Below are 22,397 nucleotides of genomic sequence, written 5' to 3'. Positions count from 1 at the left end.
GCCCGATGCGCCAACACCTGCGGTCGCCCGTGATTGCCTGCCTTGTTGCCTTGCTGGCCCTGCCGCTGGCCGCGCAGGCGGATGAACGCGTCAACTACGCCACCCGCAGCGATGGCCAGGCGCTGATCCGCGAACTGGCGGACGAAGGCCTGGACGTGGCGCGTATCCGTGAGGTCCTGGCGTCGGCGGAGCGCCAGCCGGCCATTCTCGAAGCCATTGCGCGGCCCGCAGAGAGGGTGCTGACCTGGGGCGACTACCGGCAAATCTTTATTCGCGATACGCGTATCGACCAGGGCATCGAGTTCTGGACCGAGCATCGTGATCTGCTGGCCAGGGCGGAAGAGCAATACGGTGTGCCGGCAGAGATCATCGTCGCCATTATTGGCGTGGAAACCAGTTACGGCCGTAACAAGGGCAACTGGCGTGTCGTCGATGCGCTGGCCACGCTCGGCTTCGATTACCCCCCACGGGCGGATTTTTTCCGGCGCGAACTGGCGCATCTGTTCCGGCTGGAAAAAGAGGCTGGCATTGACGCGGCCACGGTACGCGGTTCCTACGCCGGTGCCATGGGCATGCCGCAATTCATTTCTTCCAGCTACCGCGCCTACGCGGTGGATTTTGATGGCGACGGCAAGATTGATCTGATCGACAACGTGGCCGATGTGGTGGGCAGTGTCGCCAACTATTTCAGCGCCCACCGCTGGCGCACCGGCGAGCCAGTGGCCGCCCGGGCCCGGCTGGCCGGGAACGCCGACACCTCCCTGTTCGGCACCGAGTACCGGCTCCGTGATCTGACCCTGGAGAAGGCAGCCGCCGCCGGCATCACCCCGGTGTCCTGTAATGATGCCGAACGCTACTGTTTCGACCTGCCCGGCAGCACGCGGGTGGCCGCACTGGGCCTGGAGGGCCATCCGGGGGACGAATACTGGCTCACCGGCCATAACTTCTATGTCATCACCCGGTACAATCACAGCCATCTGTACGCGATGGCCGTGTTCCAACTGAGCCAGATCCTGGCGGAACGGATGCAGGCCATCCCCTGAAATCCTTATGCCATGCCAGTTTCCGCCGGGTGGGCGGACAGGGTACCCTATGCGCCAACACAGACTCTCTACACAGGTGGTTCACGCCATGTCCCGTTCCGTCATTGCGGCCTCTGCTCTGGTGCTGTTCCTGCTGACCGCCTGCGCCACCCAGCCGCCGGAACCGGCACCACCGGCCCAGCCGGTCACTCCGGGCAGTGACCGCTACAGTCAGGAGCACGATACGGCACCGGACAAGCGGCCGGACGTCACCACCATCCCGCAGCCGGAGCCGCGCGACGAGCCGCGCAGCCGCTACGGCAACCATTCGCCCTACACGGTGTTTGGCGAGACCTATCATGTGATGGAGAGCGCCGAAGGCTACACCGCCGAGGGCATTGCCTCCTGGTACGGCACCAAGTTCCACGGCCATCGCACCTCCAGCGGCGAACCCTATGACATGTACCAGTTCACCGCCGCACACCGTTATCTGCCGCTGCCCACCTTCGCCCGGGTCACCAGCCTGGAGAACGGCAAGTCGGTGATCGTGCGCATCAATGATCGCGGCCCCTTCCACCCCGACCGGGAAATCGACCTGTCCTGGGCCGCCGCCAGCAAGCTGGGCATCGAACAGGCGGGCACCGGCCGCGTACGGGTCGAGGTCATCACACCGGAAAACAGCCGCCCGCAGCAGGCCAGTGCCACCCGCGCCGGGGGCAGCAATCAGCCGGCCATGCGGGCCGCCGCCAGCAGCCCGCCGCCGCCGGCGGAGCTGTATCTGCAGATCGGCGCCTTCCGTCAGTCCGAAACCGCCCAAAGCCTGGTCAACCGCCTGCTCGGCGAGTTCGCCTGGCCCGTGGCGATTCGGCCCGGCAACATCCAGGGCAATCCGGCCTATCGCGTATGGGTAGGCCCGTTTGCCACCGAGAATGACCGCGAGCGGGCCCACGGCCAGCTCAATAGCGCAGGCTATGGCGAGGCGGTGCGGGTCATGCCCTGACCCGACCACCGGCCGACCACCGGAATGAACCCCGCCGCGCCCACGGCATCTATTCACAGGACGCGCCCCGGCATGCCGCCGGTGCGCAGAAAATGGAACGAGGAACCATGACCCGCAAACATCTGCTCTCCGCCCGCCAGCTGCTGACCCTGCTGTGCTGCCTGCTGCCCACGCTGGCCACCGTCAGCGCACAGGCCACGCTGGTCCCGCGCCCCCCCCAGGTCGAGGCCTCCGGCTACATCCTGATGGACGCCGCCAGCGGTCAGGTGATCGTCGAACACAACGCCGACGAAGCCCTGCCCCCGGCCAGCCTGACCAAGATCATGACCGACTACATCGCTGCGCGGGAGATTGCCCACGGCAACCTGCGCATGGATGACAAGGTCACCATCAGCGTCAAGGCCTGGCGTATGGGCGGCTCGCGCATGTTCGTGCGTGAGGGCACCCAGGTGAGTGTCGAGGACCTGATCAAGGGCATCATCATCCAGTCCGGCAACGATGCCGCCGTGGCCATCGCCGAGCACATCGCGGGCAGCGAGTCCGCCTTTGCCGACCTGATGAACCAGCATGCGCGGCGTCTGGGCATGACCAACAGCTACTTCACCAACGCCACCGGCTGGCCGGATGAAGCCATGTACACCAGCGCCCGGGACATGGCCATCCTGGCCCGCGCCCTGATCAACGACTACCCGGAGAACTATGAGCTGTACCGGGAAAAGTCCTTTACCTACAACAACATCACCCAGCAGAACCGCAATCTGCTGCTGTGGCGCGACCCGAGCGTGGACGGCATCAAGACGGGCCACACCGAAGCCGCTGGCTACTGCCTGGTGTCCTCGGCGGAGCGCGATGGCATGCGCCTGATTGCCGTGGTCATGGGTACCAGTTCGGAACAGGCCCGGGCACGGGAGACCCAGAAACTGCTGACCTATGGCTTCCGCTTCTTCGAGACCTATGAAGCCTATGCAGCGGGCGAGGTGCTGATGCCCGCGCGTGTCTGGATGGGCAAGCAGAGCGAGGTCAATCTGGGCCTGGCCGACGACATGACGCTGACCATACCGCGCGGCGCCCACGACCGTCTGGATGCGTCCATGTCCCTGCGCAGCGACCTGCGTGCGCCCGTCGCGGCAGGCCAGCAGGTGGGCACCGTGACCATCAGCCTGGATGACGAGGTGCTGCTGGAACAGCCGCTTGTGGCACTGGCCGACGTCGAGCGCGCCGGTATCTTCCGGCGTCTGTGGCACCACCTGGTGCTGTTCTTCAAGGGCCTGTTCTGACCATGTCGACGGCCTATCTGAACGGCACTTGGCAGCCACTGGAAGATGCCCGTATTTCGCCGCTGGACCGGGGCTTCCTGTTTGCCGACGGCGTTTATGAAGTCATTCCCGTCTATGCGGGCACCCCCTTCCGGCTGGCCGAGCACCTTGCCCGGCTGGCCTTCTCGCTGGCACAGATCCAGTTGGTGACGCCACTGGACGACGCGGGCTGGACGTCCCTGATCAACGAGCTGATCGAACGCAACGGTGGCGGCAACCTGAGCCTGTACCTGCAGGTCACCCGGGGTGCCACCAGCAAACGTGACCATGCCTTCCCGCCTGCGGGCACCGACCCGACGGTATTTGCCATGGTCAGCCCGATGGCGCCGGCGCCGGCGGACACGCCCGACACCACACCGGGTGTCACCGCCATCACCTTGCCGGACTGCCGCTGGCTGCGCTGTGACATCAAGTCGGTATCGCTGCTGCCGAACATCCTGATGCGCCAGCAGGCCGTCAGCCAGGGCGCCGCAGAAGCGATACTGCTGCGCGATGGCGAAGCCACCGAAGGCTCCGCCAGCAACCTGTTCATCGTTGCCGGCGGCACCGTCATCACCTGCCCGAAAAGCCCGCTGATCCTGGGCGGCATCACCCGCGACCTGATTCTGGAGTTGTGCCGCCAGCACGGCGTGCCCTGCGCCGAACAGCCCATCAGCGAGGCCGCCCTGCGCAGCGCCGATGAGATCTGGGTGACCAGCTCCACCCGCGAGATTGTGCCCGTGGTCACGCTCGACGGCGCCACCGTCGGCAGCGGTCGCCCGGGCCCGGTGTGGCGTCAGGTGGCCGGGTTGTATACTGCTTTCAAGCGCGCACTGGCAGACCACGCATGAGTATCAACGAGCACCTCTGGGAATTTCCGCACCCCATGACCCTCAAGGTCATGGGCCGCGCTGACGCACCGCTGGAGCAGGCGGTGGTCGCCATTCTGGTGGAGCATCTGGGCGAGACCTTCGACCCGGACGCCGATATCGCCATCACGCCGAGCAGCAAAGGCACCTATGTGTCGGTGAATGCCCGCGTGGTCATGGAGAATCGCGATCAGGTCAGCGCCATCTACGCCGCCCTGAACGCCTCGCCCCATGTAAAGGTCGTGTTCTGAGCGGCCTTCGCACGGCCTTCACAATCTGATACGAAGGTACCACCCCGATTAACCAAACACGCCTGTTTGTACCTTCACGCCCCGGATAGCCTGCTGATAACGCTATTGATCGGGGATAACAACAATGCCACGCCTCACCCATTTCCCGCGGCACCTTGGTGCAGCGGCGCTGTTTTCCTGTCTGCTGCTGAGCGCCTGCGGCGGCAGCTCCAGCGTCACCGGCAATGCGCCCGGCCAGCCCGGTAGCGGCGGTGAACCGCCACCGCCGGGCAACAGTGCCCCCTACACCCCGCGCCACTGGCTGATCACGCCCGGCCCGGATGCCACCCGCGATGCACTGGAAGCCTTTATCGCCGCTGGCCCCGGCGACGAGATCGAATTTGCCAGCGGCTACTTCGAGATGGACACCGGGCTGGTTCTGCAGAATGGCGAGAACGTCACCATTCGCGGCGCCGGACGCGACGACACTGTCCTCAATTTCCGCGGCTCCAACACCGCCGAGGGCATCCTGGTCTCCAACACCCGGGGCGTCACCCTGCGCGACATGTCGGTGGTGGACACCCCTGGCGACGGCATCAAGGTGAAGGGCTCGGATTTCGTCAATTTCGTTGACCTGCGCATGCTCTGGTCCAGCGCCAATCTGCCGGTGGCCGCCAACAATGTGCCCGCCTCCATGCAGTGGGACTGCCCGGACGATTACCAGCCTTCCTCATCGAACGGCCGCTACGCCATTTATCCCGTGGAATCGCGCCATATTCTGGTCGACGGCATCGAGGCCATCGGCGCCTCGGATGCCGGTATCTACGTCGGTCAGTCCGACGATGTGATCGTGCGCAACAGCCGCGCAGCCTTCAACGTGGCCGGTTTTGAAATCGAGAACACCAACCGCGCCGATCAGTACGACAACCTGGCCGAGTGCAACACCGGCGGCTTTCTGATTTTCGATCTGCCCGGGCTGTCGCAGTTCGGCGACGGCACACGGCTGTTCAACAACGTCTCGCGCAAGAACAACCTCAGCAACTTCGCTGCAGGCGGCATCGTGCGCGCCGTACCGAAGGGCACCGGCGCACTGATTCTGTCCTATGACCGCATCGAGATTTTCGACAACGTGTTCGAGGACCATCAGACCGCCAACATCATCATCGCCAGCTATGAACTGCTGGGCGGCGACGGCGACCGGCGCATGGACTACTACCCCGAAGGCATTCTGATTCGCGACAATGTGCTGAAGAATGCCGGCTACAACCCGCCGCTGGAGCTGACCCTGGAAAACCTGCAAGGGCTGCCCGAAGGCGAAGTGGAGTTTCTGCTGCCAACACTGGTGCGGCTCAAGAACCTGGGGCTGGGCGCGCATATTGTCTGGGACGGCCTCTACGATGAACTGGACGCCGACTGCCCCTACCCGCTGGGCAGCGACGGCGAGCCGGTGCCCGCCGATGAATTCGGCAAACCGCAGTTTCGCCCCGGCGATCCGAACCCGGAATGCCGTTACAACGCGCACAAATTTGAACCGGACGGCGCACGCATCAAGCCCGAATTCTGGATCTGCATCGAAGACAACGAGTTCGTCGCCGGGCCCCTGGTTGAAGCCCTGGGAGACCTGCTCGGGCCGATCTCCGGCCTGCTCAAACCCATCGGTGAACTGGTCTCGCCGGCACGCTTCCTGAACTTCCATGGCCTGGAGCTGGACCCGCGCCTGCTGCGCGACAACGACATGACCCCGCACCAGTGCAGCGCCACCCTGGGCCGCACCCTGGCCAGCCTGCCACCGGTCAGCCTGGCACCTTACACCCCCGTGGACGGCGGCAGCGCACCGCCCTCTGACGAACAGATTGCCGCCGCGTGCGGCGCCGATACGGGCAACGCCATCAACTGGCCCGCACTGGCGTTCGATTGCCCCGACCTGGCCCACTACAACCTGTTCACCGACGCCAGCGACCCGCGCAGCACGCCGCGTGGCGAGCGCACCCTGCCCTACGACCTGACGACCCCGCTGTTCTCGGATTACTCGGTCAAATACCGCACCGTCTTCCTGCCACCGGAAGGCCAGGCACGCTGGCGTGACCTGGACGACGGCACCCAGGAGACCCTGCTGTTCCCGGTGGGCACCGTCATCAGCAAAACCTTCGCCTTCCCCAACGGCGCCGACGAGCACGTGGTGGAAACCCGTTTGCTGATCAAACGCGCCAACGCCGATGGCTCCTTCAACTGGCAAGGCCTGCCTTATGTCTGGGAAACCGGCGACGACGGCGAGCGCCGTGCCCTGTTGTCCCTGGGCGGTGGTCGCGCCTCGGTGTCCTGGGATTACACCGACCCCGACACCGGCACCCCCTACGTCGGCCGTACCGATCATTACAGCATTCCGCACGCCAACCAGTGCATAACCTGCCACGCCAACGACGACCGCGAGCGCGGCGCCGCGCCCATCGGCCCCATGGTGCGCTACCTGAACCGGCCGTTTGATTACGCCGGCCTGGGCACACGCAACCAGCTGGCCCACTGGATCGAACGCGGCCTGCTGGCCGAAGCGCCGGCGTTGCAGCTCAACGACAGCCTGGTGGCCACCAACGTCGAGCGCGTCGCCCGCTTCAATGTGCCCGGTGACGCAGGCCACGCGGCCGGGTCGGCCGCCGATATCGAGCATCGCGCACGCGGCTACCTGGAAATGAACTGCGCCCACTGCCACAACCCGGCAGGCAGCGCTTCCAATACCGGCCTGTTCCTGGATGTGCAGCGCCGCGTCGACGGCAGCTATGGCATCTGCAAGCGTCCCACTGCCGCCGGTGACGGCTCTGGCGGGCGCCGCTTCGATATCGTGCCGCGCCGCGCCCACGACTCGATCATGACCTTCCGCATGGAAAACGAAGACCGCGCCGACGCGCGCATGCCACCCATCGCCCGCAGCGTGGCCCACGACGAAGGCGTGACGCTGGTGACCCAGTGGATCAACCAGGTGATCGAACGCAACAACGACACCTACCCGAACAGCGAGTCCTGCGGCGGCGGGCTGTTCTGATGCTGCCTGATCAGAGCCGAGATTAGACCCGAGTCGGCTTTCAAAGCCCCCGGGCAGCGGCGATAATGGTCCCATGACCGATATCGCCGCTGCCCCGTCTCCCGAGCCCCTGCCCCCCGTGCAGGTGCGCCACCTCGACCAGGTGGATTACGCCCCCTGCTGGCAGGCCATGAAAGCCTTTACCGACCAGCGCGGCCCGGACACCCCGGACGAACTCTGGGTGGTCGAGCACCCCCCCGTGTTCACCCTGGGGCAGGCAGGCAAGCCCGAACACCTGCTCAATCCCGGCGATATCCCGGTGGTGAAATGCGATCGCGGCGGCCAGGTCACCTACCATGGCCCCGGCCAGACGGTGATTTACCTGATGCTGGACCTGCAACGTCTGGGCATGGGCGCCCGCGCCCTGGTCAACGGCATCGAAGAAGCCATCGTCACCACCCTCTCCACACTGGGGCTGGCCGCAGCCAGCCGCCCCGACGCCCCCGGCGTCTATGTGGATGGCGCCAAGATCGCCTCCCTGGGCCTGCGCATCCGCCACGGCCGCAGCTACCACGGCCTGTCACTGAACCGCGACATGGACATGCAGCCCTTCCAACGCATCAACCCCTGCGGCTACGCGGGCCAGCCGATGACCAGCCTGGCCCTGCTGGGCAAGCCCCATGATCGCGACGCCATCGAACAGGCCCTGCTGGACGCCCTGCGCCAGCCACTGCAACTGGGCGCTCTGCATAACGCACCGGCAACGCTGCCCGAGGTCCCGGCAACTGCTATACTGCCCGACGCCGCAGACGGGGCCGGATCCCCCTGAACGGCCTGCTCCCTCATACCGGCTGAGGCCGCCCCCACAGACGGCGCCTCGTTACAGGAGTTCTCAACAGGAGTTCCCATGACAGACCCCCGCCCCGCCCGCCAGAAAGTCGCCGTTGGCGAAAAGCTGCGAGGCGAGCGCAAGGTGCGCACCATCCCGATGGTCAATGAAGAGAACACGCATCGCCGCAAGCCGGACTGGATTCGCGTGCGCGTGCCGTCCAGCGGCCGCATCCAGCAGGTCAAGGACATGCTGCGCAAGCAGAAGCTGCACACCGTGTGCGAAGAAGCGGCCTGCCCGAACCTGCCCGAATGTTTCGGCAACGGCACCGCCACCTTCATGATCATGGGCGACATCTGCACCCGCCGCTGCGCGTTCTGCGACGTCGGCTTTGGCCGCCCCAACGCCCTCGACCCGCTGGAACCGCAACACCTGGCGGAAAGCGTGCGCGACATGGGCCTGCGCTATGTGGTCATCACTTCGGTGGACCGGGATGATCTGAAGGACGGCGGCGCGGCGCATTTTGTCGAGTGCATCAGTGCGGTGCGCGACATGACACCGGACACGCGTATCGAAATCCTGACGCCGGACTTTCGGGGCTGCATGGACGAGGCGCTGGACTTGCTGTCGGCCACCCCGCCGGACGTGTTCAATCACAACATCGAAACCGTGCCGCATCTGTACAAGCAGGTTCGTCCGGGCGCGCGCTATGAACACTCTCTGACGCTGCTACAGGAATTCGGCCGCCGCAACCCGCAGGTGCCGACGAAGACCGGCATCATGGTGGGGCTGGGCGAGACGTTCGATCAGGTGGTGGAAACGCTGCATGATCTGCGCCGTTACGATATTGCGATGCTGACCATCGGCCAGTATCTGCAGCCGAGCAAGCACCATGCGCCGGTGGATCGCTATGTACATCCGGATGAGTTCCGGGAATATGCGCGCATTGCTGACGAACTCGGTTTTACGTCGGTGGCTTCGGGGCCGATGGTGCGCAGTTCCTATCATGCCGACTTGCAGCATCAGGGTATTGATGTGGGGATTGCTCATCCGGCTTGAGTATTCCGACTGAGCCTTGGGTACTTCGTAGCGCGGCCTCGGTGAGGGGTAAGCCCATCCAGAAGCCGCCGTGAACCCATCCATGGGGGCTTGCGTTCGGCATCCTGCCTCACACACTTCTGGATGGGCTCACCCCTCCCCGAGTCCTTGGTTCAGTGCCAACGACACGAACGCCACTTCGTAGCTAGTCGCCAGAACGAGACTCTTGGTTGGCTGGAAGTTTTTAAGCGGGCTGCGCGTGACGGCCCTCTGGGGGCGGGTAAGGGTTTTCTGGACCTTCGAGAGGCATGGATGCCGAACGAGAGCCCCCATGGATGGGTTCACGGCGTGTCCAGAAAACCCTTACCCGCCCCCAGAGGGCCAACACCCCCCAACAAAAAGAATGGAAAACCACTCAAACCACTACTCGCGCTCAGCCACCTGACGCACACCACCCACACCCGTGCCATTAAAGCGCGCCGTACGCTCCTGCTCGTAGGACAATGCAGCCCCGGCGACAGCGCCACCATCCCCCGTGGTGAGCCAGCGCCGCACACGCCCGGCATCGCCCAGTGGCGTGCGAGTGCCCAGAGAATCGAGGAACACCATCGCCGTGGGTTCACCGTCGATGTCCGCCACCATCACCAGGCAACGCCCCGCCTCCGTCAGATACCCCGTCTTGCTCAGGGAAACGCCCCAACTGTCGGCATGCACCAGCCGGTTGGTGTTGCCGTACCCCAGCGTGTAACGCGGATTACGGAAGGTGACATGGAAGCCACCGCTGGTGGAGAGCTCACGGATCAGCGGATAGTCATGCGCCGCCTGCACCATTTTCAGCAGATCCGCCGCCGTGGAGACATTGGCAGATGACAGACCGGTGGCATCGACAAAGCGCGTCTGGTGCATGCCCAGCGCCTCCGCCTTGTCGTTCATGGCTTTCACGAACGCCGGTGTGCCGCCCGGGTAGTGGCGCGCCAACACATGGGAGGCCAGGTTTTCCGACGACATCAGTGAGATATGCAGCAGATCGCGGCGCCGGGCTTCGGAGCCGATGCGCAGGCGCGACCAGGCGTTGGCCGGGGCCGGGGTGTCCCGTTCGAGAATCTCCAGCCATTCGTCCAGGTCAGCGTTGGCGTCAAGGACGACCATGGCGGTCATCACTTTGGTCACCGAGGCAATCGGTACCGGCTGGGCGGCATGCTTCTGGAACAGGGGCTCGGGGTCGTCCAGCCGGGCCACAGCAGCGGTGGCCGATGCCAGTTTCAGTTGGTCCGGGTCTGGCAGGGGCTGGCTCTGCGCGGCCTGGCCGGGCAGCAGGGTCAGGCAAAGCAGGGCCACAACCGTAGCGGGTAACAGAAACAGGGGGCTTCGGCGGGCGGGCGCACGGTACAGCATGGTCAGGTAGCTCTTGTGTAACAAGGGCTCATCATACCCAAGCGTCGGGCGGCTGGCATTACATGAAAGCGTGCGCCGCATAACAGAACCTATATTGAAGGGGTCAGGAACGCCGTGCTTAGATGCTTGCCCATGACGCGCATATTGCTGATAAGAATGTCGTCTCTGGGCGACATTTTCCATACCTTCCCGGCGCTGACCGATCTGCGCCGGGCCCGCCCCGACATCCGGCTTGACTGGGTGGTGGAGGAGGCGTTCGCCGAGGCGGCGGCCTGGCATCCGGCGGTCGATCGTGTCATCCCCGTCAATCTGCGTGCCTGGTTGCGCCAGCCCGGGCCTGCCAGTCTGCGGGCCCTGCGCCAGTGGCGCGAGGCCTTGCGCACCGAGCACTACGACCGGGTGGTGGACAGCCAGGGGCTGCTCAAGAGTGCGCTCGTCGCCCGTCAGGCGCGGCGCGACCAACTGCATGGCTTTGATCGCCACAGTGCCCGTGAGTCGTTGGCGGGCCTGCTCACCGGGCGGGGGCATCGCATCAGCCCGTCACTGCATGCCATCCAGCGCAATCGCCTGCTGCTGGCTGCTGCGCTGGAATACCCGCTGTCAGGGCAGGCGGAGTTCGGTCTGCGCGAGGCGCTGCTGCCGCCTCAGCATGGCGACGCTCCGCTGGTCTTTCTGCCGGGCACGACATGGCCCAGCAAGCTGTGGCCGGAGGAACACTGGATCACGCTCACCCGTCTGGCCTCCGGGGCGGGGCACTCGGTGGAGCTGCTCTGGGGTAACCAGGCGGAGGCCGATCGGGCCCTGCGCATCGCTGCGGCCTGCGGCAATCGCTCCACCGTGAGCGTCGCGGCCGCGCGGCGTTCGCTCACCGATGTCGCGGGCACCCTGGCGGCAGCACGGGCCGTGGTGGGCCCGGATACCGGGCTGACGCATCTGGCCGCCGCGCTGGACACCCCGGTCATCGGCCTGTTCGGCCCGACGCCGCTGGAACGGGTGGGGCTGAATGGGCCACACGCTACCAACTTTGCCAGCGATCTGCCCTGTGCACCGTGCCGCAAACGCCACTGCAGGCTGCTGGCCAGTGACAGCCGGGCCACCGCACCCTGCATGGCAGGCCTGCACCCGGAAGACGTGTGGCATCGCCTTCAGTCCATGTTGCGCGCGCCACGGCGCCTCATCACGACGTCCCTGGCCAGCGCCGACCTGGCCTGACACGCGCACCGCTTCCGGTATACCCTTGCCAGCATGACTGGAACCCTGCCTCTGTATCGTTTGCCCCCGGCCCTGCTTGCCCTGGCGCTGGTTGTGCTGACCCTGATCAGCGCCTGTGTCACCGAGCCGCTGGCGCAACCCGAGGCAGACCCTGCCTGCCGGGAGCCGCACTCGCCGGAATTTGTGGCCTGCCAGTTCTATGGGCGCTACCTGACATTGCGGCCGGAGGGCCTGCCCGGGGAAACGGCACTGGAGGTGCTCAATCCGTTCATCACCGAGAGTCTGGATGCGCTGCTGTACAACACGCTGGTGGCTCGTGACGCCTGGCAGCGGGACCACCCGGACCGGCCGCCGCTGCTTGCAGAGGGGGCGCTCTTCACCGGCCCCGCGCTGCACCCCGACCACTTCGTGGTCCTCGGCCGCGTGCCCATCAGCACACGCCATGTCGGTGTGGAAATTGGCCTGAGCCACGGCGACCGGCAATGGCGGGATATCGCCATCATGGCGCTGACGGACGACGGGTTTCTGCTCGACGATGTCTACTTCGGTGACGACAGCTACCTGCGCGACCGACTGCCCTAGATAGCAGCCCCGGCGTTCCGCTAGCGTTCGCCGCGTTGCCAGTTGCCCCCGCCACGCTGGCCGCCATCCCGACCACTGCGCTGCGGACCACGCCCGGCGCCGCCATCAGATTGCTGACGCGGCTGGACGCTGTGCTCCCTGCCACGGCTGTTCCCCCGTTGCCATCCGGGGCTGCGGTCGCCGGTCAGGCTCTGCCGCGGCTGGCTGGCGTCACGGCGCTGCCGCTGCTCTCTGCCGGTGGTGGTGCGCTCGCCCCCCGCCGAGGGCGCGGGTCGCGTCAGGCGGGGGCGTTCCGGCTGTGGCGCGGCGGCCTCCTGACGCTGCCTGTTCCCGGATCGCGTGTCGCGACGTCCGGCGTCCTCGCGGCGGGCATCCCGACCAGGCCGCTGGGGGTCGGCACGCTGCTCGCGCCCCGTATCGGGGGTGGCCGGTGGTCTCATACGCCGTGTGTTGTCTGCGGCGTCGCGGCGTCCGCCGTCACGACGCGCGCCATCACGGTTGCCGCGCCACTGCCCGGGTTCAGGCCGTGTCTCGCGTCGTGTCTCGTTTCGTGCTGCCTGGTCACGCTGCCAGACAGGACGGCGGTTAGCGTCGATAGAGGCGGTATGGCGAGTGAAATCCCGGTTCAGCGCTGGCGAGCGATAGGTCACGCCGCGACGGTGCTGCGGGTTGTGCCGCCAGCGGGTATAGCCGCCGCGCGGCGGGCGGCCGCCATGATAATGGACATGATATTGCGGCGGCTGGTGCGCGTTGATGATGACGATATTGCGGCGTGGCCAGTCGAAGCGGGTAAAGAAAAAGTTACTGTAAAGCCGTACCCCGCTCCCCCAGTAAAATACAGCACTGGTGGTCACCGGCGGATGCCAGTACACCGGCGGGTAGGCCGGATGCCACCAGGGGCCATACACCACGGTGGTGCGGTAGTAAGGCACATACACCACTTGCGGGCGCGCCTGTTCGATGATGATGACGTCACGCTCGCGGCGGGTACGGATGTGTTCATCCTGGCGCAGGTGTCCGGCGCTCTCAGCGCGACGACGCAGGGCCTGGATGCTGTCACTGACATCCGCTTCCTGCATCAGCCAGGCATCACCGAGGCGTCGCGTCCAGTCCAGATCACGATCCATCCGCGCCAGCAGATCGGGAAAGGCGACCAGTGATTTGACAGCCGGGTCCCAGTCACGCCGTTCGACCGCCCGCACCGCATCGCCTCCGGACAGATCCGGGTTGGCGGCCGACCAGCGCGCGGCGTCCACCACTTCCAGGGGATAGGTGGCGGCAATCAGGACCTGGCTGAGCAATGAATCCGGGAACAGGGCGACAGGAGCCAGCATCTGGTCCAGCTCTGCCTGGCTGAACAGCTCGTCCTGGGCACGCAGGTAGGCAGAGAGCGACGCCAGCAGCAGCCCGCTCAACAACAGAGTCAGCCAGCGGCTGGTGGGACGTAAAAACAGAGTGTGACGTGTCATGGCTCTGGCCTCGGCAGAGAACATCGGCGTTCAGTCTCCTCCAGGTGGCACAGTGCCTCAAGGCGGTGCGCAGGACTGCGCAAGGCCATGCGCGTCCATCATGAAAATGTGCACAAAATGTAAAACCGCCGACTTACGATTTATGTTCTGTTTTCATATAGTTATCAGTGAAACCCATGCTCTTTCCGGGCCGCCTTCACGGAACATCGATAATTGGGAAAAGATTGTGAAAGCCTGAAAATGGTATGCTGCAGCATGTCCGAGACACTCTTCATCACCAGCCAGATCAGCTTGCCGCTCGCCGAAATCGAGATGGAAGCCATGCGTGCCCAGGGCGCTGGCGGCCAGAACGTCAACAAGGTATCGAGCGCCGTACACCTGCGCTTCGACATTCACGCCTCGTCGCTGCCGGAGGATTGCAAGGCACGTTTGCTGGCCCGCTCGGATCAGCGCATAACCAGTGATGGTGTGCTGGTGATCAAGGCGCAGCAGTTCCGCAGCCAGCAAAAAAATCGCGAAGATGCCCTGCAACGCCTGGCCGAGACGATCCGAGCTGCCACGGTGGTGCCACGCCAGCGTATTGCCACTCGGCCGGGCGCCGGGGCAAGGCAGCGACGACTGGACGGCAAGAAACAACGCGGCAAGACCAAAGCCCTGCGAGGGAAAGTGGATCCATGAGCTGTCGCCTTCCGGTTTCTTTTTTTTCAGGTGCTACCGGCCTGTTCCTGTGCAGCGTCACGGCGATGACGTTCGCCGACACTGCGTCCTCGCCCGGGGCCACCCTGGCGCCGGTGGTGATCGAGACCACACGCCTGAGTCGCTCACTGGATGACACGCCGCTGGCTGTGACCCGTATCGAGCGCGCCGATATCGCTGACGGCCAACCTCAGTTGCAGCTGGCTGAATCACTCGGCCGCGTGCCCGGACTCTATTTGCAGAACAGTCACAACTTTGCCCAGGGCCAACGTATTTCGGCACGCGGCTTCGGCGCCCGCGCGCCCTTCGGTATCCGTGGGCTGCGCATTCTCTATGACGGCATTCCCGAAACCCTGCCGGACGGGCAGTCCCAGGTGGACGCCCTGGACCTCGACTCGGCCGCGTCGATCAACGTCATTCGCGGCCCGGCCTCTGTGCAGTACGGTAACGCCAGTGGCGGTGTCATCGACGTGCGCAGCGTGGACGGTCGCGATGCCCCGTACACGGCGACCGTACGCGGCGAAGCGGGCGAGTACGGTTATCGGAAGCTGAACGCCCGGCTGGCGGGCAGCGACGGCTCCTTCCACCATCAGGTCAGCCTGACGGAACTGGACTATGACGGTTACCGCCAGCAGAGCGCGGTGCGCCAGCGGCGACTGAACGCCGGTGTCGGGTTGGCGCTGACGGACCAGCGCTCGCTGACACTGCTGCTGAATGCGCTGGACACCGACACGGCGCAGGACCCCGGCGGCCTGACCCGGCAGCAGGTGCGCGACAACCGTCGCCAGGCGGTGGCCAATGCAATCAATCTGGATGCCGGTCAGGCAGTCCGGCAACAACGGGTGGGCCTGCGCTACGAAGACAGCGCCCTGCTCGGTGGCAGTCTGAGCGGCCATACCTTTTTTACCCGGCGCGAGTTTGTCCAGCAGTTGCCCTTCCCCGGCAGCAGTCTGGTCAGCTATGACCGTAACTTTTACGGCGCAGGTATCGACTACACCCGCGAGGCCAGCCTGCTCGGCCTGGCCCATCGCTATGTGCTCGGTGCCGATATCGCACGCCAGGAAGACGACCGGCTGCGCCGCAACGTCAATCCGGCAGGCGAAGTCACCGCCATCAGCGGCGACGCCTTGCAGACCGGCACCAGTACCGGGTTTTTTCTGCAAAGCGACTCGGCGCTCACGGAGACCCTGACCCTGACGCTGGGCGCACGGGCAGACCGGGTCAGGCTGGCGATCGATGACCGACTGACCACCAACGGCGATGATTCCGGTTCACGCACCTTCGATGAATACAGCTACGGTGCTGGCCTGCTCTGGCATGCCCATGTCGATCACCAGCTTTATGCCAATGTCGGCACCGCCTTCGAAACCCCGACCTTTACCGAGTTCGCCAACCCCGACGGCAGCGGCGGCTTCAACCCCGATATCAGCCCGCAGAAAACGCGCAGCGCGGAAACCGGCGCCCGGGGCATGTTGCTGCCTCGCCTGCGTTACGATGTGGCGCTGTTCGCCATACGTGTACGGGATGAAATCACGCCGTTCGAACAGGACGGTCGCACCTTTTACGAGAACGCCGCCCGTACCGAACGCCAGGGGCTTGAGCTGGCGCTGATCCACGCCACCACTGCACGCCTTCAACTGACCGCCGCCTGGACCTGGGCCAGCTACCGCTTTGACGATTTTCTCGACCGCAACGGCAACGATTTCAGTCACCGCCGGCTGCCGGGCCTGCCACGTCATACCCTGTTTACCGAAGCCGCCTGGCGCCATGAGGGCGGGCACTTTGTCATCATGGACAGTCGTTTCGCCAGCGACATCGAGACCAACAACGCCAACGACGAGCGGGCTGGCAGTCATGCCGTGGTCAACACCCGCATCGGCCGCCAGTGGGCCGTGCGCGGTCAACGGCTGGACACCCACCTGGGCATCAACAATGTGTTCAACCGCGACTATTTCAGCAATATTCGCATCAACGCCAGTAACGGCCAGTACTACGAACCGGCGCCCGACCGTATGATCTACGCCGGACTGAGTGTGACCTTGCCATGACGCTGACACGGGCCACATCTCTGAATACGGGGCGTCACGCCCGCCGGATTCTGATACCCTTCTGGACCTGTTCATCTGTCGGGGCGCACCGTGTTTACGCTGGACACCACCATTGACATCAACGCCAGCCCCGAGCGTATCTGGGCGATCCTGATTGATCTGGCACACTACAGCGAGTGGAATCCGTTCATCATCGCGGCCCGTGGTGTGCCCCGACCCGGTCAGCGGCTGACCCTCAGCATCGCCACCCGGCCAGGCCGCAGCATGACCTTCCGCCCGGAAGTGATCGCCCTCAAGCATGGTCAGGTCTTTGCCTGGCGTGGGCGCTTCCTGATGCCCGGCCTGTTTGATGGTGAGCACACCTTCGTCCTGTCACCGCTGGAAGATGGCACCGTGCGCCTGAGCCACAGTGAAACCTTCCGGGGTCTGCTGGTGCCGTTCCTGCGTGGCAAGCTGGACCGCGAGACGCGCGCGGGCTTCAACAGGATGAATCACGCCCTGCGCGTGCGAGCCGAAGCACAGCCCGCCCGTCGGCAGGCAGGCTGACACGACGACAGAACGCGTCACCATACCGTGACAGCGGGTGCTTCTGCGGTACTATTGAGTGCTATCAGGAGGTCACCATCCGCCAGCGAAGGGGACGCAAGCATGGGCACCACCGCCATTCATCCGCAACGGCACGCCATCGGCTCGGCCTGTCTGGGCTTGTTGTGTTTCGCCTTGCTGAGCGCCTGCAGCACTCGCCCTGCCAGGGACACCCCGACCGCCACCGCGCCGGCCGATACACCGGCGGCGGCCACCACCGTGACCTACCGTGGCATCCTGCCTTGCCCCGACTGCGACGGCCTGGATGTGGAGCTGGTGCTCGACCATCAGGAAAAGATCTACCGGGTGACAGAAACCCGCCTTGCTGAAAACGGCACCCCCGACACCGCACAGCGCAGTGTCGGTCAGTGGCGCCGCGTGACCGGCAACGACACCGACCCCGACGCCGTCATCTATCAGCTCGACTTTGACCGCCCGGGCAGCACCCGCAACTTCCTGCGTCTGGATGATGATCGCATCAAGCTGCTGGACGAGTTCAAGCGCGAGTTCTGGTCACCCTTCAACCTGCTGCTGGACATCGACCGCTGACGGCGCTCCGGCCAGCGCGCGGTACAGATCCACCATCGCCAGTGTCACCTCGGTCCGGCTGCGCACGGCAGCATCCCGGGTCTCGCTCAGTTCCTGCTCCGCCGCCAGCACCTCGAAATACCCGATAAAGCCACGTTCGTAGCGGGTGCGCGCCAGTGCAGCGGCCTGCGCCGCATCCTCGGCGGCCTGTTGCAGGCGCGCTGCACGGGTCTGGGCCTGCTGATAGTTCACCAGCCGGGTTTCGGTTTCTTCCAGCGCCTGCAGCACCGTTCGCTGGTACTGGGCCAGCGCCGCACGACTGTCGGCATCAGCCGCCTCGATACGCGCCCGCACCCGGCCATGGTCCAGGAACGTCCAGTCCACCCCCAACGCCACGCGGCGTGACTCGGCCGCGCCACTGAACAGGTCGCTGCCGTCGCTGGCCACCGACCCCAACAGGCCGCTCAGGGTGAAACGCGGGAACAGATCGGCTGATGCCACACCGATGCGCGCGGTGGCGGCGGCCAGGCGACGTTCTGCGGCGGCAATGTCCGGACGCCGACGCAACACTTCGCCGGGCGTCTCCACCGGAATCACCGGCCTCTGCTCGGGCAGGGGACCGGCCGTCGCCAGGGTGTCGATCAAGGTGGCAGGCGGGGCGCCAGTCAGCACGGCCAGGCGGTGCATGTGGGCACGCATGGCCGCCTCCAGGCTCGGCAGGGCCGCGCGGGTCCGTTCAAGCTGACTGCGGGCGCGCACGACATCGAAGTCGGTGCCCCGACCGGCCGCCACACGCGCTTCGACGATCTCCAGCGTGGCACGCTGCAGGGCGACATTCTGCTGCGCCACCTCATGTTGCTGCTGCAAACCGCGCAAGGTGAAGTAGGTGCTCGCCACCTCACCGGTCAGTGCCACCTGCAGGGCCGCGATGTCAGCGCCCGCCGCCTCCAGGTCTGCACGCCGGGCCTGGGTAGCACGACGCAGGCGGCCCGCCAGATCCAGCTCCCAACTCGCCGCCAGCCCGGCCTGGTACCGCGTCACGCGCGTGTCGCCGCCGGGCATCTGCTCCACCGCCGCAAGATGCTGCTCACTGGCTGCGGCGCTGGCCGTGATACTCGGCCACTGCTCCCGTCGCGCACCATAAAGCAGTGCGGCGGCGCTGTCGTAGCGCGCCAGGGCACCCAGCAAATCATGATTGGCCTGCAGCGTGCGGGCCAGCAGCTGTTCCAGCAACGGGTCTTCAAAACCGGCCCAGAAGTGCCGGTCATCCTGCTCACCGCCGTGCTCCGTTGCTGCCGTGAAGCGTGCCGGCATATGCGCCTCGGGTATGCCGTACTCGGGCACGTCGTGGTGTCTGCCGGAAGCACAGCCCGCCAACAACAGCACGCCAGCCATCAGATGCATGACATTACGCATGACGTTCCTCCAGATTTCCCGCTACCGGTCCCGATGGACGCTCCATCGCCTGGGCCAGTTTCCGCAAGGCCACATAGAACACGGGCGTCAGAAACAGACCGAACAGGGTGACGCCGATCATGCCGGCAAACACCGCCGTGCCCAGTGCCTGGCGCACTTCAGCCCCGGCGCCACTGCTGAACAGCAGCGGGACGACCGCAGCCGTAAAGGTGATTGAGGTCATGATGATCGGCCGCAGACGCAAGCGGCAGGCTTCCAGAGCCGCCTCGACCACGCCGCGCCCCTGGGTTTCCAGCTCCCGGGCAAACTCGACAATCAGGATGGCGTTCTTGCACGCCAGCCCGATCAGCACGACCAGCCCCACCTGAACAAAGATGTTGTTGTCACCCCCGGCGAACCAGACGCCGATCAACGCCGACAACATGCACATCGGCACAATGAGAATAATGGCCAGGGGCAAGGTCCAGCTCTCGTACAGGGCAGCAAGCACCAGGAACACCAGCAGGATGGATAACGGGAACACCACCAGCGCCGCATTCCCCTGGGTGGCCTGCTGATAACTCAGGTCGGTCCAGGAAAAGCCCATGCCCTCGGGCAAGACACTTTCTGCCAGCGCCGTGAGCTGCTGCATGGCCTGGGCCGATGACATGACACGCGGATCGGTTTCGCCGGCCAGATCAGCGGCCGGGAAACCGTTGTAACGCAGCACCGGATCCGGGCCGAAGGTCTCGCGCACGGACACCACCGAACCAATGGGGACCATTTCGCCCTGCTCATTGCGCGTGCGCAACCGGGCGATATCGGTCACGCTGGCGCGATGCGGCGCGTCGGCCTGGGCGATGACCTGCCAGGTGCGGCCGAACAGGTTGAAGTCGTTGACGTAGGTCGAACCCAGATAGGTCTGCAGGGTATCGAACAACTCGGTCAACGGAATGCCCTGGGCCTTGGCGCGCAAGCGATCCACTTCAGCGTCCAGCTGCGGCACATTGGCCTGATAGCTGGTGATCGGGTAGCCCATGCCTGGCGTGCCGGCGATGGCGTACTGCAACGCCTCCACGGCTTCCTGCAGGGCACCGTAGCCGTGTCCGGCCCGGTCCTCGATAAACATCTGGTAGCCATTGCCGTTACCCAGCCCGAGAATCGGCGGCGGCATGAAGGAAAAGGCAAAGCCGTCCGTCAGGCCAGCAATACGCTCGTTGATCTCGGCGTTGATTTCCGCCGCACTGCGACGCCGCTGGTCGAACGGGTCGAGCGGGAAAAACACCACGCCCGTGTTCGACGTGTTGGTAAACTGCAGCGCGTTCAGGCCGGGGAAGGCGACGGCATCGGCCACGCCTTCGGTGTCCAGCGCGATATCCGTGACCTGTTGCAAGAGCTGATCCGTGCGCGACAGCGACGCGCCTTCCGGCAGAATGACCCCCGCAATGAGATACTGCTTGTCCTGGGTCGGAATGAAACCCGGCGGCACCACCTTGAACATCAGGCCGGTGCTGACCAGCAGCAAGGCATAGATCCCGAACACCATGCCACGACGCATGAGTGAACCGCTGACGGTGCGCTGATAGCGCTCCGAGCTGGCATTGAAGAAGCGGTTGAAGGGCCGAAACACCCAGCCGAACAGCGCATCAATCCAGCGCGTCAATCGATCCTTCGGCGCATCATGCGGTTTCAGCAACATGGCCGCCAGCGCGGGCGACAGGGTCAGCGAATTAATGGTGGAGATCACCGTAGAGATGGCAATCGTCACCGCAAACTGGCGATAGAACTGCCCGGTAACCCCGGACAGGAACGCCATCGGCACAAAGACGGCGCACAACACCAGGCCGATGGCGATAATGGGCCCGGACACCTCACGCATCGCCTGATGTGCCGCCGCCAGCGGCGCCAGCCCTTCCTCGATGTTACGCTCGACGTTTTCCACCACCACGATGGCATCGTCCACCACGATGCCGATAGCCAGCACCAGCGCGAACAGGGTCAGGGTATTGATCGAATAGCCGAGTAACAGCAGCACGGCAAAGGTACCGACTACGGACACCGGCACGGCCAGCAAGGGAATGATCGAGGCGCGCCAGGTTTGCAGGAAAAGCGTGACCACCAGCACCACCAGCAACACCGCTTCCAGCAACGTCTTGATGACCGAGCGGATCGAGTCGCTGACAAAAATCGTGGTGTCATACACGGCCTCGTATTCCACGCCATCGGGGAAACCCGCCGACAGCTCGTCCATGATCTCGATCACCTGATCACGGATGCGCAGCGCATTGGCGCCAGGTGCCTGGAAGATGCCGATGGCCACAGCCTCCTTGCCGCTCAGCTGCGACCGCAGGGTGTAGTCCCCCGCGCCCAGTTCCAGCCGTGCCACATCCGACAGACGTACAATCTCGCCCCGAGCTCCGCGCTTGAGCACGATATCACCGAACTCCTCCACCGTGCGCAATCGCCCCTGCGCGTTGATCAGCGTCAGAAAATCACTGTTGGCAATGGGTTCAGCCCCCAACTGCCCGGCCGACACCTGCACGTTCTGCTCGCGCATCGCGCGCACCACGTCACTGGCGGTCAGATCGCGAGCCGCCACCTTGTCCGGGTCAAGCCAGGCGCGCAACGCGTAATCACCTCCACCAAAGACCTGGGCATCGCCCACTCCCGGCACCCGTGCCAGGCGATCACGCACATGAAGGCGCGCATGGTTACGCAGATACAGCGTGTCATAACGACCGTCCGGTGACGTCAGGTGCACCACCATGAGGAACGTCGGTGACTGCTTCTGTGTCGTCACCCCCTGTCGCCGCACATCTTCCGGCAGCCGTGCCAGCGCCTGGCTGACACGGTTCTGCACGCGCACCGTGGCATCGTCTGCATCGGTGCCCGGACGGAAGGTAACGGTCATCTGCAAGACGCCATCCGAACCCGCCACCGACTTGAGGTACATCATGTCCTCGACGCCGTTGATCGATTCTTCCAGCGGCGTCGCCACCGTTTCGGCAATCACTTTCGGGTTGGCACCGGGATACACCGTGCGCACCACCACGGAGGGCGGCACGACATCCGGGTATTCACTGATCGGCAGATTCGGAATGGCAATCAGGCCGGCGGCAAACATGATGATGGACAGCACCGCCGCAAAGATCGGCCGGTCCACGAAAAATCGCGAAAAATTCATGGGA

The 22,397-nt window shown here is 65.0% G+C and carries 18 protein-coding genes; 14 read left to right on the top strand and 4 right to left on the bottom strand.

The window, feature by feature from the left end; genetic code table 11:
- Nucleotides 1-5: 5 nt before the first annotated feature.
- From mltB to lipA, 8 genes are all read left to right on the top strand, one after another.
- Complete coding sequence (gene mltB / locus DKW65_RS03110) at nt 6-1,043, top strand: lytic murein transglycosylase B (protein WP_111655887.1); 1,038 nt, start codon at nt 6-8, stop codon at nt 1,041-1,043.
- Nucleotides 1,044-1,131: 88 nt separating this feature from the next.
- The gene (locus DKW65_RS03105; protein ID WP_111655886.1) at nt 1,132-2,022 is read left to right on the top strand and encodes a septal ring lytic transglycosylase RlpA family protein; all 891 of its coding nucleotides are present in this window, start codon (nt 1,132-1,134) and stop codon (nt 2,020-2,022) included.
- Between the two features lie 107 nt (nt 2,023-2,129).
- Nucleotides 2,130-3,299: a D-alanyl-D-alanine carboxypeptidase family protein gene (locus DKW65_RS03100; protein WP_111655885.1), complete on the top strand. Its 1,170-nt coding sequence runs from the start codon at nt 2,130-2,132 to the stop codon at nt 3,297-3,299.
- A gap of 2 nt (nt 3,300-3,301) precedes the next feature.
- Nucleotides 3,302-4,168 carry a D-amino acid aminotransferase gene (locus tag DKW65_RS03095; RefSeq protein WP_111655884.1) on the top strand — a complete coding sequence of 289 codons (867 nt, stop codon included), beginning with the start codon at nt 3,302-3,304 and terminating at the stop codon, nt 4,166-4,168.
- Nucleotides 4,165-4,437 (top strand): YbeD family protein, encoded by a 273-nt coding sequence (locus tag DKW65_RS03090; RefSeq protein WP_111655883.1) that lies wholly within the window; start codon nt 4,165-4,167, stop codon nt 4,435-4,437. Before DKW65_RS03095 ends, DKW65_RS03090 begins: the two co-directional genes overlap by 4 nt.
- Nucleotides 4,438-4,561: 124 nt before the next feature.
- Nucleotides 4,562-7,453, top strand: a complete 2,892-nt coding sequence (locus DKW65_RS03085) for a parallel beta-helix domain-containing protein (protein WP_111655882.1) — start codon at nt 4,562-4,564, stop codon at nt 7,451-7,453.
- Between the two features lie 73 nt (nt 7,454-7,526).
- Nucleotides 7,527-8,261, top strand: a complete 735-nt coding sequence (gene lipB, locus DKW65_RS03080) for a lipoyl(octanoyl) transferase LipB (protein ID WP_111655881.1) — start codon at nt 7,527-7,529, stop codon at nt 8,259-8,261.
- 78 nt (nt 8,262-8,339) lie between these two features.
- Nucleotides 8,340-9,320, top strand: coding sequence for a lipoyl synthase (gene lipA / locus DKW65_RS03075; RefSeq protein WP_111655880.1), 981 nt, complete (start codon nt 8,340-8,342; stop codon nt 9,318-9,320).
- Nucleotides 9,321-9,722: 402 nt separating this feature from the next.
- Here lipA and pbpG read toward each other — a convergent pair whose 3' ends face one another.
- Nucleotides 9,723-10,694, bottom strand: coding sequence for a D-alanyl-D-alanine endopeptidase (pbpG, locus tag DKW65_RS03065; protein ID WP_111655878.1), 972 nt, complete (start codon nt 10,692-10,694; stop codon nt 9,723-9,725).
- Nucleotides 10,695-10,826: 132 nt separating this feature from the next.
- Between pbpG and waaC the strand changes: the two genes are divergently transcribed.
- On the top strand, nt 10,827-11,906 hold the full coding sequence (gene waaC / locus DKW65_RS03060) for a lipopolysaccharide heptosyltransferase I (protein WP_111655877.1): 1,080 nt from the start codon (nt 10,827-10,829) through the stop codon (nt 11,904-11,906).
- 33 nt (nt 11,907-11,939) lie between these two features.
- On the top strand, nt 11,940-12,488 hold the full coding sequence (locus tag DKW65_RS03055) for a hypothetical protein (protein WP_111655876.1): 549 nt from the start codon (nt 11,940-11,942) through the stop codon (nt 12,486-12,488).
- A gap of 20 nt (nt 12,489-12,508) precedes the next feature.
- Here DKW65_RS03055 and DKW65_RS03050 read toward each other — a convergent pair whose 3' ends face one another.
- Nucleotides 12,509-13,957 carry a DUF3300 domain-containing protein gene (locus DKW65_RS03050; RefSeq protein ID WP_162925668.1) on the bottom strand — a complete coding sequence of 483 codons (1,449 nt, stop codon included), beginning with the start codon at nt 13,955-13,957 and terminating at the stop codon, nt 12,509-12,511.
- Between the two features lie 255 nt (nt 13,958-14,212).
- Here DKW65_RS03050 and arfB point away from each other — a divergent pair, with 255 nt between their 5' ends.
- The 4 genes from arfB to DKW65_RS03030 all read left to right on the top strand — a co-directional run bounded on the left by arfB (nt 14,213) and on the right by DKW65_RS03030 (nt 17,835).
- Nucleotides 14,213-14,635, top strand: a complete 423-nt coding sequence (gene arfB, locus DKW65_RS03045) for an alternative ribosome rescue aminoacyl-tRNA hydrolase ArfB (RefSeq protein ID WP_111655874.1) — start codon at nt 14,213-14,215, stop codon at nt 14,633-14,635.
- Nucleotides 14,632-16,701 carry a TonB-dependent receptor family protein gene (locus DKW65_RS03040; RefSeq protein ID WP_245932383.1) on the top strand — a complete coding sequence of 690 codons (2,070 nt, stop codon included), beginning with the start codon at nt 14,632-14,634 and terminating at the stop codon, nt 16,699-16,701. Before arfB ends, DKW65_RS03040 begins: the two co-directional genes overlap by 4 nt.
- 90 nt (nt 16,702-16,791) lie before the next feature.
- Complete coding sequence (locus DKW65_RS03035) at nt 16,792-17,247, top strand: SRPBCC domain-containing protein (RefSeq protein WP_111655873.1); 456 nt, start codon at nt 16,792-16,794, stop codon at nt 17,245-17,247.
- A gap of 102 nt (nt 17,248-17,349) precedes the next feature.
- On the top strand, nt 17,350-17,835 hold the full coding sequence (locus DKW65_RS03030; protein WP_111655872.1) for a copper resistance protein NlpE N-terminal domain-containing protein: 486 nt from the start codon (nt 17,350-17,352) through the stop codon (nt 17,833-17,835).
- Here DKW65_RS03030 and DKW65_RS03025 read toward each other — a convergent pair.
- Both DKW65_RS03025 and DKW65_RS03020 read right to left on the bottom strand, forming a co-directional pair.
- Nucleotides 17,800-19,230 carry an efflux transporter outer membrane subunit gene (locus tag DKW65_RS03025; protein WP_111655871.1) on the bottom strand — a complete coding sequence of 477 codons (1,431 nt, stop codon included), beginning with the start codon at nt 19,228-19,230 and terminating at the stop codon, nt 17,800-17,802. The genes DKW65_RS03030 and DKW65_RS03025 overlap by 36 nt on opposite strands.
- Nucleotides 19,223-22,393: an efflux RND transporter permease subunit gene (locus DKW65_RS03020; RefSeq protein WP_111655870.1), complete on the bottom strand. Its 3,171-nt coding sequence runs from the start codon at nt 22,391-22,393 to the stop codon at nt 19,223-19,225. Before DKW65_RS03020 ends, DKW65_RS03025 begins: the two co-directional genes overlap by 8 nt.
- Between the last annotated feature and the right edge of the window lie 4 nt (nt 22,394-22,397).

The sequence above is a fragment of the Isoalcanivorax indicus genome (genome assembly GCF_003259185.1).
Classification (GTDB): Bacteria; Pseudomonadota; Gammaproteobacteria; order Pseudomonadales; family Alcanivoracaceae; genus Isoalcanivorax; species Isoalcanivorax indicus.
This window is presented reverse-complemented; position numbering and strand designations above follow the sequence as displayed.